Here is a 16,329-nt window from a genome sequence, read left to right on the forward strand (position 1 = left end):
AAATGGCTCGAAAAATATTATTAGTTGAAGACGAGGATGCAATTCGTAAGTTTGTGAAAATAAACTTAGAAAGAGAAGGTTACCAAGTTTTTGAAGCTGCTAGTGGAGAAGATGGGATTGAACTGGCAAAAAAGGAACATCCAGAAATTGTAGTTTTGGATATTATGTTGCCTGGCATTGATGGATTTGAAGTTTGTCGGATTTTGCGTCAAGAATTTCCCAATCTTGGAATCATTATGTTAACTGCAAAGGCTGAGGACCTGGATAAGATTATGGGCTTACAATTTGGTAGTGATGACTATATGACAAAGCCCTTTAATCCAACAGAATTAAGCTTACGTATCAAAAGTTTGGAAAGACGCTTGGATTCTAAAAATACGAAGACATCAAAAGAAAGTGTTATTAATCACCCTCCTTTTGAATTAGACACCTATGCAAGAAAATTTTACTATCAATCTCAAGAAGTGGAATTAACTCCTACTGAATATATTATTATGAAGCTCTTTATGGAGAATCCTGGAAAGGCTTTGAGAAGAGAAGAAATCCTAACCAAGGTTTGGGGAAATGAATATTTAGGAGACAGTAAGATTGTGGATGTAAATATTCGTCGCTTACGGTCTAAGATTGAACAAAATCCCGCCAAACCCCGCTTTATTGAAACGGTTTGGGGAATGGGCTATCGATGGTTTATTGCAGAGGATGAACAGTGAAGAGGTCTATTGGAAGTCGGATTATTAATAGCTTTTTAATTATTATCCTATTAACAGTATCGATCATTGACATTCTTTTAATCACAGGTTACCGTCAATATTATTATAATACTGTTGAAAACAATCTTAGGTACCGCGTTGACAATGCCCAGGCAATTTACCAGGAAAACTATAAGCAATACTCCATTGAAGACTTTGCCTTAGAGAATGTAAGTCTACTTCCAGATTATGTAGAGGCAGAAGTACAAATTATTGATACTAGAGGGAATGTTTTATCAGATTCTCTAGGAGTTTTTCAAGACAATGTTCTTTTATACACGGATGTGCAAAAGGCTTTAAATGGAAAAATTACCTCTAGAGTTGGAACTGTAGAGTATTCTGATGATTCTGTTATGAGTCTTTCTGCACCCTTAAAAGACCAAAATGGTGATATCAATGGTCTGATCAGGCTGAATGTTTCTTTAAGCAAAGTCAATAGTCAAATTCGCTATGTAGCTTTTCTCTTAGTCGCTATTAGCTTATTAATTATAGGAATTTCTTTATTGGCAAGTATTGTGCTAGCCAAATCCATTGTTCGGCCCATTGATGAGCTTACTGCCGTGGCAGAAGAAATGGCCAATGGCCATTATAAGGTTCGAGCTAACCTAAACAGCAATGACGAATTGGGTAAGCTTGGTTATACCTTAAATACTTTAGCGGAGGAGATTTTAAAAAAGGATCAAATTAAAAACGACTTTATATCCTCCATCTCTCATGAGCTAAGGACCCCTTTAACCTCTATTAAAGGTTGGGCGTCTATTTTAATGAACTTAAATGAAGATGAAAAACAGCTTTATATAGAGGGGCTGGACATCATTCAAAATGAGTCGGACCGTTTAGCCAAAATGGTGGAAGAATTATTGGATTTTTCTAGGTACATTTCTGGGAGAATCACCTTAGACAAGGACATTTTCAACCTGGCCACAACCTGCAGCAATGTCTGTATGCAAATGGAACCCAAAGCAAATATGGCCCATGTTCAATTGAGTCTAGAAATACAAAATTCTGTTATGGTTTATATAGGGGATGAAAATAGGATAAAGCAACTTCTGATCAACCTCTTGGATAATGCAATTAAGTTTACAGAAGAAAATGGTTGGATTAAGCTGACAAGCTATGTTGATGAAGATGACTATATCATCTTAGTATCAGATAATGGAGTTGGCATGTCCAAGGAAGAATTGGACCATGTAAAAGAAAAATTCTACAAAGGAAAACATTCTAAGAGCCATAGTGGCATCGGCCTATCTATAGCTGATGAGATTGTTAAGTTACATGGTGGGCATATGGACATCTTTTCAGAAGAAAATGTGGGTACAACCATCAAAATATCTTTGCCTTATGATAAGAATGTAGAGGTGAAAAATGAGGCTTAAACCATTCATTTTGTTGGGCCTAGTTTTATTATTAACTGGGTGCCAAAATGTGACCCTACAGATTAATAATGCCTATGATCCACCGGGAATAAACCGGGCTCCCATCGAAGGGAAGTGGACAATTATTAAGACAATTTTTACACCAGAAAATCGCCTGGATGATTTTTCTTATAAAAAATACATCGGAAAGGACCTAATCATTAGCTCCAAAGCAGTTATTATTGATAATACTGTAATTCATAAACCGTCCTTTCAAATTCGAAGGATCAATAGCAGCCTTCTTTTAGAAAGAGAATTTAATACCACAAAAGAGGCCATAGGAATCAAAGGAGACTATTTATACATCATTGATATTTATGAAAATGAAAGTAAATATTTTGAAGTTTACAGGGAAAAAGATGACCTGGCTTATATCAACATAAATGGAATATTTATGCAAATCAAAAAAACATCTGACCAGGTGACGGATAAGGATATTGAAAACTTTTCTTAGTCGGGCTTTGACAAATGTATCGGAAATGTTAAAAATGAAAAGGAGTAAAAATGGATAAAATATTAACCGCCCTCAGTGGCCATTATGAGTTTATTATCATTTGTATTATTACAATCCTTCTTGCGATGTTCATTACCTTTATTATGAACTTATTTGCTAAAGATTTGACCTTTTTAAAGTACCTACCTTCCTTAGTATTTATTTTAATAGGGGTTGTTTCGCTCTTAAGCGTCTTGAACCATCTCTTTGATTCTTCAAGTTTAAACAACATTCTTGTTGCTGTTATTTGCCTAACTTCAGGGATTTGCAGCCTATTGTTCGCCTTGATTATAGGGGTTATTCATAAGCAATAAAGGGAGCCTTGTCCTATTACCAGCATTAAGGCTTTTCATTCTATTAATAAATAATTACTGTGAATCTTTTGCCAAATCTTAACCTATTTTTGGTATAATATTTTTAATCAAATCAGCAAGGAGGAATTTATGTTTTCTGTTCTAAAAAAAGAACAAGTAAATTTACATACTGTTCAAAAAAACAAAGACATCAAAACAACTTTATTAAATAAATTCCTCTTTGAAGATGATAGCACTTGTTTACAAATTCTCTTGAATCTGTATAATATTGAAGATTCTATTGAGAATGTCTTACCTAGCTATATTTCGATGAAAAACTTAAAGTCAGATATTATCCGCTATCTAAATCCTAATCAAGGACGAGAGCTTGTAGCACAAAATGTGACGAATTTAATCCATGGAGATATTACCAGATTGGAGCTTTGTGTTTATCTAGAAGGCTATCGGATGGGATATAAGTCTAAAAAATGGTCCAACCAGCTTGAAATTTTAACTTTTAACCACGTTTCTGTTGAGGATATTTATAAATCAGCCTTTATTCCTAAGGATTTGGACCAATGTAAGGAAATTTACCTTTTCCGGCAGAAGTTAGATAACATCATTGAAAAGGATGATAAGATCCAAAAGTTTTTATTTGACTTAGTCCACATTTATTCTAAAAAGGTACTAAGGCCAAAAATATTCCATATTAATAAATACTTGGATCGTCAACTTATGATTGACTATGATTCTGATGAAATATCTTTTGTAGAAGCTCATTTACCCTTAAGGTTTCGTGATATTTCCTGTATGTATAAAAGGCTACTTAACTTTTTGGTCCGCGATTGTATGCGGGTCTATCAAAAGGCCTACTGGGATGGAATGAATAATCAAGTAATGAAGAGGTATCATTGACTAAGTTATCCTGGGATAACTTAGTTTTTTTATTAGAAAATAAATTAGTCTTTGGAGAAGGAAATTCTCATCTAAATATCTTCTTTAGACTGATAAATAGTAAGGAGTATGATAAAATGATTATAATGGGTTTAGATCCAGGACTAGCTATTGTGGGCTACGGATTTATTGAAAAAATTGGCAATTCATACAAGGTTATTGACTATGATGCCATTACAACACCAGCGGGAATGCCTAGCAGTCAACGTCTAGAACATATCTATAAGGAAATGTTAAGGCTGATTGAGCTTTATCAACCTGATGAGCTAGCTATTGAAGAACTTTTTTTCAATAAAAATGTAAAAACTGCTATTTCAGTTGCCCAGGCTAGGGGGGTAGAAATTCTCTCTGCTCAAATAAAAAATATACCTATTTATGAGTATACACCCTTACAAGTTAAGCAGGGATTGGTGGGGTATGGTCGAGCGGATAAAAAACAAATCCAGCACATGGTAAAAATTTTATTAAATTTGCCAGAAATACCCAAGCCTGATGATGTAGCAGATGCTTTGGCCATTGCCTTAACCCATGGTCATACAGGCAAGTTTAAGTCCCAGTATTTAATGGAGTAAAGAATGATTGATTATATAAAGGGAAGTATTTATCAAATTACAAATGATGCTGTGGTCATAGACAAGGGCGGAATTGGTATTAAGGTCTTGATGCCATCCACCTCTTTAAAAAAACTATCGGAAGGTCAAGAAACTACAATTTTTACCGACCTTGTGGTTAGGGAAGATGATATCTCCCTCTATGGTTTTATTGACCTCCACGAAAGACAAATGTACCAACTTTTAATTACGGTATCTGGGATTGGACCCAAGGTTGCCATGAATATATTAGGAGGAATGGACTCCAACCTCCTGCAAAAGAGTATTTTACTGGAAGATTTTTCTGTATTAACTCAGGCTCCTGGAGTGGGGAAAAAAACAGCCCAAAGGATAGTTGTAGAATTAAAAGACAAACTATCTAAAATGGATTCATTTGCTCCATCGGATGTAGAAGTTCAACAAATCCACAGCCTAGATAATCCTGCCCTTGAAGCCTTGATTCAATTGGGTTATCAAGAAAAAGAAGCCAATAAGATGTTGCAAGGAATTGATAAAAACCAACCCATCGAATTGATTTTAAGACAAGCCTTAAAGAATAGATAGGAGTTCATATGGAACGAATCGTCGATTCAGGAGAATTACTGGAAGATAAGGAACAATCAAATTTAAGACCTCGTTGGCTCTATGAATATATAGGGCAAGATAAGGCTAAGAAAAAATTAGATATTTTTATTCAAGCAGCCAAATTAAGAAATGAACCCCTGGACCATGTTTTACTTCATGGGCCGCCAGGATTGGGAAAAACCACTTTGGCTGGTATCGTGGCTAACGAAATGGGAGTTCAAATGAAAGTAACCTCTGGCCCTGCTATTGAGAGGGCAGGAGATTTAGCTTCCATTTTAACAAATTTAAACGAAAATGATGTTTTGTTTATTGATGAAATTCATAGAATTCATCGAACGGTTGAGGAAATTCTCTACTCAGCTATGGAAGATTTTGCCTTGGATTTAATGGTTGGCAAGGGCCCTTCTGCCCAAAGTATCCGTTTGGACATCAATCATTTTACCCTGATTGGAGCGACCACTCGAGCCGGACAACTCAGCTCGCCCTTAAGAGACCGTTTTGGAGTCCCCATTAATCTGGAACTCTACAGCGTAGAGAGTCTCCTAGAAATCATCCATCGGTCAGCCAAAATTTTAGATGTACCTATTGATGAAGAAGGAGCCTTGGAAATTGCCAAACGATCTAGGGGAACTCCTAGAATCGCCAACCGCCTCTTAAAAAGAGTTAGAGACTATGCCCAGGTCCTGGGTAAGGGAGTCATCACTCGAGAAAAAGCAGATGAAGCCTTAAAGTTATTAGAAATTGATAATTATGGTCTAGACCGGCTAGATCGAAGAATCATAGAAACTATGATTCTACAATTTGCTGGTCGTCCCGTTGGCATTGACACCATTGCTGCTAGCGTGGGAGAAGAAAAAATAACTATCGAAGATGTATATGAACCTTACTTGATGCAAATAGGCTTTTTACAAAGAACGCCACGGGGAAGAATACCCACTAAAAAAGCTTATGACCACTTCAATATTCCCTTCCAGGAAAATTAAGGAGAAACTATGAAAAAATATCTTTTTTTACTAATTTTACTTTGTGGGGTCTTGCTTCCAACAAGCTATTATGGAGCAAGTGAAGACTTACTTATTAAAATTGGTCCTACCATAAAGAATGGCCAGGAAGTTCAAATGACTTCTGATGGGGCCTTGTACAATGACTGGACAGACCTATCTAATTCGGTCCGATTGACTAATGACTATGGGCAAATCAAGGTAAATGGTCAAACCATCAGCCAAATATCCACCCAAGGAAGCTTTATTGGATATAAGGATAATAAGTACCGAGGAGACTTCGTTTTTTTAAACTCTGGTACAGATGTTTTCGTTTGCAATCGAATTAACTTAGAGGACTATATACGAGGTGTTCTACCCTACGAAATGAGTCCATCCTTTCCACTTGAAGCTCTTAAAGCTCAAGCCGTTGCATCTAGAGGCTTTGCCTTGTCCAATAAAAATAAATACATCAAGTATGGTTATAATTTGGATGATACAACAAACTCTCAAGTTTATCGAGGAATGAAATCCGAAACAAGTCGCACGAACCAAGCAGTGGATGAAACTAGGGGTATTGTGCCCTATTATATGAACAACTATGCTGAAACAATTTTTCATGCCACTAGTGGCGGTTATACTGTTTCGGCAAATGAAGCTTGGGGCGGAAGAGGAGTCCCCTATTTAATCGCCAGAGAAGACCCCTATTCAGTTAATACTCGAGCTGCAAAGTGGACTTATAAAATTAGCCAAGAAAAACTAAAAAATCTTTTTGAAAAAGCTTATCCTGAAATTGGTAGCCTGGAAGACATCCAAATCCAGGACACCTATAATAATCGTAGGGTAAAGACCCTATCTTTGATGGGAAGTCGCTCTTCAAAAACCATTAAGGCCAGTGAATTTCGATCTATTTTAGGGAATACCAATGTGAAAAGTACCTGGTTTACCCTTAATTCTTTTGATCCATCCAATGACGATAGTAACTTTTATGTCCTATCTGCCCAAGGGATTAAAAAACAAGCCTCCATCTATACAACGGCTAAAGAATGGATTAGTAAGAAAGCCAATAATCAGTCTGGAACTCTTTCTTCAAAGGAGGACTTTGTTGTCCAAGGAAGAGGCTATGGTCATGGTGTTGGCATGAGCCAATATGGAGCTGTAGAAATGGCCAAACAAGGAAAAAATTATCGGAATATTTTATTGTATTACTATCCGGCCATTGAATTAAGGAATTATTGATTATGAAAACATCTGATTTTAATTACGACTTGGATGAAAGTTTTATTGCCCAACATCCAATTTCTCCCCGAGACCATGCAAAATTAATGCTGGTATCTCGAAATAGTAAAGATTTACAACATAAGATTTTCTATGAAATTCTTGATGAATTGAAGCCAGGGGATGTGATGGTTGTCAACGATACCAGGGTCCGACCAGCAAGACTCTATGGCCATCGAAAGGGAAAAGAAGAAGAGATTGAAGTTCTACTCTTAAAACCTTTAAATGCAAAAATTTGGGAATGCCTAGTTAAGCCTGGGAAAAAAATGAAGGTTGATACAGAAATTTATTTTCAAGACCTTTTAAAGGGAACTGTTATAGGAATCACAGAAGATGGATCTAGGCATATTTCTTTTGAGATTAAGGGGAGCGAGCAAGACATTGAAAAAGTATTTGAGCAAATTGGTCAAATGCCTCTTCCACCCTATATAAAAGAAAAGTTAGACCGTCAAGAAGAGTATCAAACTGTTTATTCCAAATATATTGGGTCAGCTGCTGCACCAACGGCAGGTCTACACTTCACCCAGGACCTCTTAGAAAAAATAGAGAAGAAAGGGGTAAAAATAGTCCCCATAACCCTCCATGTTGGTCTGGGTACCTTTCGCCCTGTCTCTGTGGATAATGTAGAAAACCACCACATGCATTCAGAGTTATGCATGGTAAGTGACCAGGCTGCAGAAGAGATTAATAAGGCCAAGGCAGAGGGGAGAAGGATCATTGCAGTAGGGACAACTTCCATGCGAACTTTAGAAAGCATGGCAGAAGATGGAAAATTAACCAGTGGCCACAAGTGGACCGATATCTTTATCTATCCAGGTTTTCACTTTCAAATTGTGGATGGGCTTATTACAAACTTTCACCTGCCACAATCCACCCTATTGATGTTAGTTTCTGCATTTTCCAGCAAAGAAATAATTTTACATGCATACGAAGAAGCAAAGAAAAACAACTATCGGTTTTTTAGCTTTGGTGATGCCATGTTTATCAGGAAGGATGACTAATGTTTTCTTTTGAACTTATAAAAAAAGATAGCCGCACCAAGGCAAGATTGGGAAAAATCAAGACAGACCATGGAGAAATCCAAACACCAATTTTTATGCCTGTTGGCACCAAGGCAACTGTTAAGACTATGAAAACTGATGAATTAAAGAATTTAAAAGCTCAAATTATTTTAGGAAACACCTACCATCTTTATTTGCGTCCAGGAACAGAAGTCATTGAAAAAGCAGGTGGTCTTCATAAGTTTATGAACTGGGATGGACCAATTTTAACCGACAGTGGTGGCTTCCAGGTTTTCTCTCTGGCCAATATTCGAAATATTGTGGAAGAAGGGGTAGAGTTTCGCTCTCATATTGATGGCTCGAAACAATTCTTAACTCCCGAAAAATCTATGGAAATTCAACATGTTTTGGGATCGGATATTATGATGTGTTTTGACGAATGCGCCCCCTATCCTTCCAGTTACGACTATATAAAAAATTCAATGGAAAGAACCAGTCGTTGGGCTGAACGATGCAAAGCATATCACAACGATAAAGAAGACCAAGCTCTTTTTGGCATTGTCCAAGGAGGAATGTACAAGGATTTAAGAAAAATTAGTGCCCAAGACCTTGTAAGCTTAGACTTTCCTGGTTATGCGGTTGGAGGCTTGAGTGTAGGGGAACCCTTAAACTTAATGAATGAAATTTTGGACTATACCAGTGATTACTTGCCTGAAAATAAACCCCGTTATTTAATGGGAGTAGGGACTCCTGACTATTTATTTGAAGCTGTGGAAAGAGGAATTGACATGGCTGATTGTGTCCTTCCCACTAGAATTGCTAGAAACGGGACTCTAATGACCAGCAAGGGTCGTTTGGTCATTAAGAATGCAAGATATAAAGATGATTTTTCTAAACCTGATGATGAGTGTGATTGTGAAGTTTGTCAAAACTATTCCAGGGCCTATTTAAGGCATTTATTCAATGTAGATGAAATTTTAGGCTTACGATTAGCCACAATTCACAACCTACACTTTTTAATCCACTTGATGGAAGAAATTCGAAAAAGTATTGCAAATGACTATTTTCTTGAATTTAAGAGTGACTTTTACAAGAAATACGGTTATAATAATAGTAGTATTATTTGAAGGGAGGACATATGGACTTAATAGGTAGCTTACAATCTCCATTTATCCGAAGCATCATTCCCATGGTAGTTATGCTTGCTTTTTTCTATTTCGTTTTAGTGAGACCACAAAAGAAACGTGAAAAAACAGTAGATGACATGAGAAACAACTTAAAAGTTGGGGATGAGATTCTTACAATTGGTGGCCTTATGGGTAAGATCATCATGGTTAAAGAAGACTACGTCGTTATTGAAAGCTCTGGATTGAACACTAGAATCGACGTCATGAAGTGGGGCGTACATTCCGTAACAAAAAGTAAATAAATAGGAGGATTTTTATGAAATACATAAAAACCATGACAAAAAGAAATTTAAAGCAAAGCTTAAAATATGGTGGATGTGGTGAATGTCAAACATCTTGCCAATCTGCTTGTAAAACATCTTGTACAGTCGGAAATCAAAAATGTGAACAAAAAAACAGGTAAAAGGCGGTGGTACTCCACGCCTTTTATTTTTTAAAGGAGTAAATTTTGCATGACTTCAATTCATAAATTTCATTTAAATAATCAATATATCCTCTTAGATCGACCAAGTGGTTCTGTCCATGTGGTGGATCCTATGATTTATGAAATTATTGATGATATCCCAGAAAAAAATAAATCAGAAATTATAAATAAATATAAAGATCAATATCCACAAGAAGACTTATCTAAGGCAATTGATGAAATTCAACTTTTAATAGACCAAGAATTGTTATTTTCAGAAGATGATATGGAGTTAAAGGCTCCTTACAATCCCGACAATACCATTAAGGCCATGTGTCTCCACGTTGCTCATGATTGCAATTTACGCTGCAAGTACTGTTTTGCCTCTCAAGGTGATTATGACGATCAAAGACTTTTAATGGATGAAGAAACAGGAAAAAAAGCCTTAGAATTTTTATGTCTTCATTCAAACAATCGAAAGAACCTAGAAGTGGACTTTTTTGGTGGAGAACCACTTATGAACTTTGACCTAGTCAAAAAATTAGTTTTTTATGGTCGAGACTTGGAGAAAAAGTACAATAAGCATTTTCGTTTTACCATTACAACCAATGGCCTATTACTCAATGATGAAAATATTGACTTTATTAATGCCCACATGGACAATGTGGTTTTAAGCCTAGATGGTCGTAAGGAAATCCATGATGAAATGAGACCTACATCCAACGGCAAGGGAAGTTTTGATCTTGTTGTAGAAAACTTTCAAAAATTAGTTGCAAAGAGAAAGGATAAAGACTACTATATTCGGGGAACTTTCACCAACCACAACTTGGATTTTTCCAAGGATGTGAAACTCTTCCATGATTTGGGATTTGAAAAAACTTCTATGGAACCTGTTGTGGCTGAAAGCACACAAGAATATGCTATTCGGGAAGAACACCTGGACCAAATCTTAAAAGAATATGAAATTTTAAGTGAGGTTTATTTAAAAATACGGGAAGAAGACCCTAATTTTTTATTTTTCCATTTTATGGTAGACCTAGAACAAGGTCCCTGTGCCATTAAACGGTCTGTGGGCTGTGGGGCTGGATCTGAATATGTAGCCATTACTCCAACTGGCGATATATATCCTTGCCATCAATTTGTTGGAGAAACAAAATTTCGCTTGGGCAATGTTCACACAGGCTTGACCAATACCGAAGTGATCGAAAATTTTAAATGTTCAAATGTATTTACCAAAGAAGCTTGCCAAGAATGCTGGGCTAAATATTATTGCTCTGGTGGTTGCCACGCCAATGCCTACTATGCCAATGGATCTATTTTAGAACCCTATAAGGTAGGCTGCGAAATGGAAAAGAAACGATTGGAAGCAGCCATCTCGATTTTGGCAAATGAAGGATAAATATAAAGGTAGGTGAGAAGATGCAGTGGTATATTCGTAGTAATTTACCCACAGAAGAAATAAATTATCAAGGCTTAGGCTTAACAGAGTTGGAATATCGTATTTTATTAAATCGAAAAATTTCTAGCTATAAAGAAATGAAATATTTTTTAAATGCTGGCTTTGATGACCTACACTCACCTTTTTTAATGAAGGATATTATTCAAAGTGGTAATATCTTATCAAAACACTTGTCCAGACAATCGAAAATACGGATTGTTGGAGACTATGATGTAGACGGTATTATGTCTACAAGTATCTTAATGCGGGGTCTCCAGCGTTTACGAGCCAAGGTAGATTATGTCATTCCTCATCGAGTAAAGGATGGATATGGGCTGAATTCTCATATTGTAGAAAAGGCTCAAGAAGATGGTATTGACTTAATCATCACCTGTGATAATGGAATTGCCGCTTTTGATGCTGTAAAAAAGGCAAATGACCTAAATATTGACCTTATCATTACAGACCACCATGATCTTGTAAAAGAAGGAGATAAGGATAAAATTCCAACAGCTAATGCTGTGGTGAATCCAAAACAAGAAAAAGATAAATATCCCTTCCAGGGTCTTTGCGGAGGAGCTGTAGCCTTTAAACTTATGCATTCTATGTATACTATTCACGGCTTAGAGGCCTATGTCAAAGAGGATTTTTTAGCCTATGTAGCTCTAGCTACAGTCTGTGATGTTATGCCTCTTATTAATGAGAACAGAGTCTTGGTTAAAGAGGGTCTGGAGGAAATCAATCGAACAAGTCACTTGGGTCTAAAAGCCCTGATTGAAGCTTGTAACTTAAAGGGGAGGGAGATAGAGCCCTACCACTTAGGTTTTATTCTTGGTCCAACGATTAACTCTGTGGGGCGTCTCGAAGATGCCAACCAAGCTGTAGAGCTTTTTCTAGCTAATGATTGGGACCAGGCAATATCCTTAGCTCAAAGTTTTAAAGAGCTTAATAGTTACCGGCAAGAATTAACCAACCAAGGTCTTGCAAAGATTGAGGAAAAATTAAAAAGCTATACTGAGCTTCCCAAGATTCTCATGTTAGTTCAAGAAGACCTGCATGAAAGCATTGCAGGAATTATTGCTGGACGAATTAAAGAAAGTACAAATCGTCCAACTGTTGTTTTAACAAAAACAGACCAAGGTCTAAAAGGATCTGGCAGAAGTATCGAGGCCTATAATATGTCCAAAGAATTTTCAAAATTTCGCCAAGACCTTTTAAGTTTTGGGGGCCATGCCATGGCTTGTGGCCTTTCTTTAAAAAACGAAAACTTTGATGGTTTTTATGAAAAAATTTTAAACCACTGTTCTTTAGACCAAAAAGATTTTACAAAAAAAGTTTATTTAGATGCCCAATTACCCATTCAAATGGTCTCCATGGAACTTATTGAATCTTTAAAAAAATTAGAGCCTTTTGGTGTGGCTAATCCACAGCCTTCTTTTGGTGACTTGAACTTAAAGATTTCGAACTTAAAGATATTGGGTAAAAATAAAAATGTTATTAAATTCTTTGTCCATAAAGACAATTTTTACCGGGAAGCAATTTTATTTGAGGATTATAAAAAGTTTTTTAATCGATTAAATGAATCCTATCCTCCACAAGAGGTAGAAAACCTGTATTATAATAGAGAAAATAATATTTTTATTGACCTGGTTTACAAGCCAAGCATCAATGAATTTAACCAACAAAAAACAATTCAACTGGTTATAGAATCCTATCGATATAAAGGGGTGTGAAATGCTAGAAACCTTACTTGAAAAAATAAAATCCTACAATCCAAATGTTGATGAAGCTTTTATTCGCAAGGGCTTTGAATTTGCTGAAGAAAAGCATCGTGGCCAAAAGCGAAATTCAGGTGAAGATTACATTATTCACCCCTACCATGTAGCTTTGATTTTAGCTGAAATGAATATGGATCCTGCCACAATCGTTGCGGGCCTACTCCATGATGTAGTAGAAGACACTGATGTCACTTACGAAGATGTCAAAGAACTTTTTGGAGAAGAGATTGCCAACCTAGTTGATGGGGTGACCAAATTAAAAAAATTATCCTATCAAACAAAGCAAGAAAAGCAAGCTGAGAATATCCGTAAGATGGTCCTGGCCATGGCCAAGGACATTCGGGTGATTATTGTTAAGTTAGCAGACCGTCTCCATAATTTACGAACTCTGGAATATATGAATGAGGCCAAGAAAAAAGAAAAGGCCTTGGAAACTATAGAAATTTATGCTCCCTTAGCAGATCGACTTGGTATGAGTCGGATCAAATGGGAGCTGGAGGATTTATCTCTACGTTATTTAGATCCAGATAATTACTACAAGCTAGTAGATATGGTCAACAAGCGGCGAACTGAAAGAATGGACTTTATCAACCGTATGATTGACCGCCTTCAAACAGCCCTCATTGATGTAAATATCAAGGCGGATATTCATGGACGTCCCAAAAACTTTTATAGTATCTATAAAAAGATGCACTTTAAAGGTAGGGCTTTTGATGAAATCTATGACTTAAGTGCCATCCGGGTCTTAGTGGAATCCATTAATGACTGCTATGCAGTCCTGGGTGTTGTTCATACCCTTTTTAAACCAATTCCTGGGCGCTTTAAAGATTATATTGCCATGCCTAAGCCCAACAAGTACCAATCCCTCCATACCACAGTTATGGACGATCAGGGCGAAACCTTCGAAGTACAAATTCGGACTTATGATATGCATAGGACTGCTGAATACGGGATTGCTGCTCATTGGAAGTACAAGGAAGGTGTAAACAAGACCACCAGCTTTGATGAAAACTTAACCTGGCTAAGGCAACTTTTGGAATGGCAAAAAGATGTAAATGATCCCAATGATTTTATGGAAACCTTAAAGATTGACTTCTTAGCGGATGAGGTTTATGTCTTTACTCCTAACGGAGATGTGATTAATCTTCCTGAAGGATCTACACCTATTGATTTTGCTTACAGGGTCCACACTGGAGTAGGAAATACTTGTCAGGGAGCAAAAATAAATGGCCGAATTGTTCCTCTACACTATCATCTGAAAAATGGAGATATTGTAGAAATTATTACAGGATCCAATGCTGAACCTTCTTTAGACTGGCTTAATATTGTAAAGTCATCCCAGGCGAAGTCTAAAATTAGGCAATACTTTAAGGTCAGGGACCGAGAAAAAAATATTGAGCGGGGCCGAGAAAGTCTTGAAAGAGAAGCAAAAAAATTAGGATATCGGGTTGGAGATATCTTGCGGGATGACTGGTTAAATGACATTCTAGACAAGCTAAAGATTCCTAGTTTAGAAGATATGTATGCTGGTGTAGGTTATGGGTCTATTACAATCAATCAAGTAATGGCCAAGTTGGTTGATTTATACCATAAAGAACACAAAGAATCCATCGATTTTTCTAACCTAAACTACAATGAAAATAAAACTCAAAATAAAAAATCTAAAAATACCTCAGGAGTTATTGTTAAAGGACTAGATAATGTCAAGGTTCGTTTTGCCAAATGCTGCAATCCTGTTCCTGGTGATGATATCATCGGCTATGTCACCATGGGCCGAGGAGTTAGTGTCCACCGGATGGACTGCTTAAATATTGCCCAAAACGATGACAAGTCTAGATATTTAGAAGTTAAGTGGGATACTGGAGAAAATGGCCAGTACACAGCCCAAATAGAAATCCAAGCCATGGATAAATCCACGGTTATTGGGGATGTAGCGAATCGGATTAATGACTCTAAACTGAATCTCATCAGTTTGACAGCCAAAAATACCAAAGACCATATTTTATTTATCAATGTGAAGGTGGAGCTACACAATATTGATGAATTGGACTTATTAATCAAACGACTTAAAAAGCTAAAATCAATTTACAATGCATATCGAGTAGGGAGCTGAAGATGCGCGCATTAATTCAAAGAGTACAGTCTGCAGAAGTTTCTGTAGATGGAAAAAAACTATCATCCATAGGAAACGGCCTCTTGATTTTTCTAGGAATCAAGATGGATGATGAGGAAAAAGATATCGATTATTTAGTGAGAAAAATTGTTAATTGCAGGATTTTTGATGATTTAGATGGGGTCATGAATGAGTCTTTAATAGACCAAAAGAAAGACCTATTAGTGGTAAGTCAGTTTACCTTGTATGCAGATACAAAGAAGGGGAATCGTCCTAGCTATCAATTAGCTGCTAAGGGTGATGTAGCTGAACCTCTCTATCAAAAATTTATCACAAAATTAAAGGAAATGAATATTCCTGTGCAAACAGGGGAATTTGGTGCAGACATGGCTGTATCCTTAATTAATGACGGCCCTGTCACCATTTTAATTGAAAGTTAGGAGGGAAAGTGCCTTGAAGATAGAAACTCTAATCCTGGGGCCTTATGAAACCAATTGCTACCTTGTCCATAATGAAGAAAAAGAAGCCTTTATTATTGATCCTGCTAGCAATGGAGACAAAATAAAAGAAGTTTTAGATGCAAATCATCTGGATTTAAAGTTTATCATCTTAACCCATGCCCATGGAGACCACATAGGAGCCTTAGCTGAATTGATGGAGGCTTATTCTGTGCCCGTATATCTCCACAAAGAAGAACTTGCTACTCTTTATGACCAGGATATGAGCCTAAGCTCTTTAATGAACATCAATCTCCCAGAAAAATCATCCCAGCTTGTTACAGTAGAAGATGGCCAAGAAATCACTTTTGGCCAAGAAACCCTTCGTTTTATCCATTGCCCAGGCCATACACCCGGAGGTATGAGTATCTATATTAAACCCTGCTTATTTACTGGAGATACCTTATTTTGCGGGTCTATTGGTCGGACTGACTTCCCAGGAGGAAACTATCCAGAAATTATAGCTTCCTGCCATAAATTAACTTCCTATCCAGCAGATACGATTATTTTACCTGGGCATGGGCCTAGAAGTCTTGTTTCCCAAGAAAAAATGATGAATCCATTTTTAGCTTAAG

The 16,329-nt window shown here is 36.8% G+C and carries 18 protein-coding genes; all 18 read left to right on the forward strand.

Annotated features, from left to right (window positions below; all coding sequences use genetic code 11):
- The first annotated feature begins 2 nt into the window (after positions 1 to 2).
- The 18 genes from CS898_RS08095 (at position 3) to CS898_RS08180 (ending at position 16,328) form a co-directional block, all read left to right on the forward strand.
- A complete protein-coding gene (locus tag CS898_RS08095; protein ID WP_009430426.1) occupies positions 3 to 710 on the forward strand; it encodes a response regulator transcription factor in 708 nt (235 codons plus the stop codon).
- A complete protein-coding gene (locus CS898_RS08100; protein WP_099208795.1) occupies positions 707 to 2,125 on the forward strand; it encodes a sensor histidine kinase in 1,419 nt (472 codons plus the stop codon). The genes CS898_RS08095 and CS898_RS08100 overlap by 4 nt, the downstream gene beginning before the upstream one ends.
- Complete coding sequence (locus tag CS898_RS08105; protein WP_039880911.1) at positions 2,115 to 2,618, forward strand: hypothetical protein; 504 nt, start codon at positions 2,115 to 2,117, stop codon at positions 2,616 to 2,618. Before CS898_RS08100 ends, CS898_RS08105 begins: the two co-directional genes overlap by 11 nt.
- Positions 2,619 to 2,668: 50 nt before the next feature.
- Positions 2,669 to 2,971, forward strand: coding sequence for a hypothetical protein (locus CS898_RS08110; RefSeq protein ID WP_009430225.1), 303 nt, complete (start codon positions 2,669 to 2,671; stop codon positions 2,969 to 2,971).
- A gap of 129 nt (positions 2,972 to 3,100) precedes the next feature.
- On the forward strand, positions 3,101 to 3,865 hold the full coding sequence (locus CS898_RS08115) for a hypothetical protein (protein WP_099208796.1): 765 nt from the start codon (positions 3,101 to 3,103) through the stop codon (positions 3,863 to 3,865).
- Positions 3,866 to 3,981: 116 nt separating this feature from the next.
- Positions 3,982 to 4,476, forward strand: coding sequence for a crossover junction endodeoxyribonuclease RuvC (ruvC, locus tag CS898_RS08120; protein WP_099208845.1), 495 nt, complete (start codon positions 3,982 to 3,984; stop codon positions 4,474 to 4,476).
- 3 nt (positions 4,477 to 4,479) lie between these two features.
- Entirely contained in the window at positions 4,480 to 5,058 is a 579-nt protein-coding gene (gene ruvA, locus CS898_RS08125; protein WP_099208797.1) for a Holliday junction branch migration protein RuvA, read from the forward strand.
- Positions 5,059 to 5,066: 8 nt separating this feature from the next.
- Positions 5,067 to 6,062, forward strand: a complete 996-nt coding sequence (gene ruvB / locus CS898_RS08130) for a Holliday junction branch migration DNA helicase RuvB (RefSeq protein WP_009430966.1) — start codon at positions 5,067 to 5,069, stop codon at positions 6,060 to 6,062.
- Positions 6,063 to 6,071: 9 nt separating this feature from the next.
- A complete protein-coding gene (locus CS898_RS08135) occupies positions 6,072 to 7,298 on the forward strand; it encodes a SpoIID/LytB domain-containing protein (RefSeq protein WP_099208798.1) in 1,227 nt (408 codons plus the stop codon).
- A 2-nt stretch (positions 7,299 to 7,300) separates the two neighbouring features.
- A complete protein-coding gene (queA, locus tag CS898_RS08140) occupies positions 7,301 to 8,338 on the forward strand; it encodes a tRNA preQ1(34) S-adenosylmethionine ribosyltransferase-isomerase QueA (RefSeq protein WP_009430472.1) in 1,038 nt (345 codons plus the stop codon).
- Complete coding sequence (gene tgt / locus CS898_RS08145; protein ID WP_009431909.1) at positions 8,338 to 9,465, forward strand: tRNA guanosine(34) transglycosylase Tgt; 1,128 nt, start codon at positions 8,338 to 8,340, stop codon at positions 9,463 to 9,465. Before queA ends, tgt begins: the two co-directional genes overlap by 1 nt.
- A gap of 11 nt (positions 9,466 to 9,476) precedes the next feature.
- Complete coding sequence (gene yajC, locus CS898_RS08150) at positions 9,477 to 9,767, forward strand: preprotein translocase subunit YajC (RefSeq protein WP_009431404.1); 291 nt, start codon at positions 9,477 to 9,479, stop codon at positions 9,765 to 9,767.
- 14 nt (positions 9,768 to 9,781) lie between these two features.
- Complete coding sequence (gene scfA, locus CS898_RS08155) at positions 9,782 to 9,928, forward strand: six-cysteine ranthipeptide SCIFF (RefSeq protein WP_009431221.1); 147 nt, start codon at positions 9,782 to 9,784, stop codon at positions 9,926 to 9,928.
- Positions 9,929 to 9,977: 49 nt separating this feature from the next.
- Positions 9,978 to 11,327: a thioether cross-link-forming SCIFF peptide maturase gene (scfB, locus tag CS898_RS08160; protein ID WP_099208799.1), complete on the forward strand. Its 1,350-nt coding sequence runs from the start codon at positions 9,978 to 9,980 to the stop codon at positions 11,325 to 11,327.
- Positions 11,328 to 11,347: 20 nt separating this feature from the next.
- Positions 11,348 to 13,099 carry a single-stranded-DNA-specific exonuclease RecJ gene (recJ, locus tag CS898_RS08165; RefSeq protein WP_099208800.1) on the forward strand — a complete coding sequence of 584 codons (1,752 nt, stop codon included), beginning with the start codon at positions 11,348 to 11,350 and terminating at the stop codon, positions 13,097 to 13,099.
- Between the two features lies 1 nt (position 13,100).
- The gene (locus CS898_RS08170) at positions 13,101 to 15,257 is read left to right on the forward strand and encodes a RelA/SpoT family protein (RefSeq protein WP_099208801.1); all 2,157 of its coding nucleotides are present in this window, start codon (positions 13,101 to 13,103) and stop codon (positions 15,255 to 15,257) included.
- A 2-nt stretch (positions 15,258 to 15,259) separates the two neighbouring features.
- Positions 15,260 to 15,697 carry a D-aminoacyl-tRNA deacylase gene (gene dtd, locus CS898_RS08175; RefSeq protein ID WP_009431811.1) on the forward strand — a complete coding sequence of 146 codons (438 nt, stop codon included), beginning with the start codon at positions 15,260 to 15,262 and terminating at the stop codon, positions 15,695 to 15,697.
- 13 nt (positions 15,698 to 15,710) lie between these two features.
- On the forward strand, positions 15,711 to 16,328 hold the full coding sequence (locus tag CS898_RS08180) for an MBL fold metallo-hydrolase (RefSeq protein WP_159459149.1): 618 nt from the start codon (positions 15,711 to 15,713) through the stop codon (positions 16,326 to 16,328).
- Position 16,329: the final 1 nt, after the last annotated feature.

Origin of the sequence: Urinicoccus timonensis (assembly GCF_900232945.1) — a bacterium.
In the GTDB taxonomy this organism is placed as follows: domain Bacteria; phylum Bacillota; class Clostridia; order Tissierellales; family Peptoniphilaceae; genus Urinicoccus; species Urinicoccus timonensis.

What these genes read in the sequence shown, in the direction of transcription:
- CS898_RS08135 (WP_099208798.1), top strand. Translation starts at nt 6,072, where the DNA reads ATGAAAAAATATCTTTTTTTACTAATTTTACTTTGTGGGGTCTTGCTT.
- queA (WP_009430472.1), top strand. Translation starts at nt 7,301, where the DNA reads ATGAAAACATCTGATTTTAATTACGACTTGGATGAAAGTTTTATTGCC.
- tgt (WP_009431909.1), top strand. Translation starts at nt 8,338, where the DNA reads ATGTTTTCTTTTGAACTTATAAAAAAAGATAGCCGCACCAAGGCAAGA.
- CS898_RS08115 (WP_099208796.1), top strand. Translation starts at nt 3,101, where the DNA reads ATGTTTTCTGTTCTAAAAAAAGAACAAGTAAATTTACATACTGTTCAA.
- scfA (WP_009431221.1), top strand. Translation starts at nt 9,782, where the DNA reads ATGAAATACATAAAAACCATGACAAAAAGAAATTTAAAGCAAAGCTTA.
- ruvA (WP_099208797.1), top strand. Translation starts at nt 4,480, where the DNA reads ATGATTGATTATATAAAGGGAAGTATTTATCAAATTACAAATGATGCT.
- recJ (WP_099208800.1), top strand. Translation starts at nt 11,348, where the DNA reads ATGCAGTGGTATATTCGTAGTAATTTACCCACAGAAGAAATAAATTAT.
- ruvC (WP_099208845.1), top strand. Translation starts at nt 3,982, where the DNA reads ATGATTATAATGGGTTTAGATCCAGGACTAGCTATTGTGGGCTACGGA.
- CS898_RS08105 (WP_039880911.1), top strand. Translation starts at nt 2,115, where the DNA reads ATGAGGCTTAAACCATTCATTTTGTTGGGCCTAGTTTTATTATTAACT.
- CS898_RS08110 (WP_009430225.1), top strand. Translation starts at nt 2,669, where the DNA reads ATGGATAAAATATTAACCGCCCTCAGTGGCCATTATGAGTTTATTATC.
- ruvB (WP_009430966.1), top strand. Translation starts at nt 5,067, where the DNA reads ATGGAACGAATCGTCGATTCAGGAGAATTACTGGAAGATAAGGAACAA.
- CS898_RS08170 (WP_099208801.1), top strand. Translation starts at nt 13,101, where the DNA reads ATGCTAGAAACCTTACTTGAAAAAATAAAATCCTACAATCCAAATGTT.
- scfB (WP_099208799.1), top strand. Translation starts at nt 9,978, where the DNA reads ATGACTTCAATTCATAAATTTCATTTAAATAATCAATATATCCTCTTA.
- CS898_RS08095 (WP_009430426.1), top strand. Translation starts at nt 3, where the DNA reads ATGGCTCGAAAAATATTATTAGTTGAAGACGAGGATGCAATTCGTAAG.
- dtd (WP_009431811.1), top strand. Translation starts at nt 15,260, where the DNA reads ATGCGCGCATTAATTCAAAGAGTACAGTCTGCAGAAGTTTCTGTAGAT.
- yajC (WP_009431404.1), top strand. Translation starts at nt 9,477, where the DNA reads ATGGACTTAATAGGTAGCTTACAATCTCCATTTATCCGAAGCATCATT.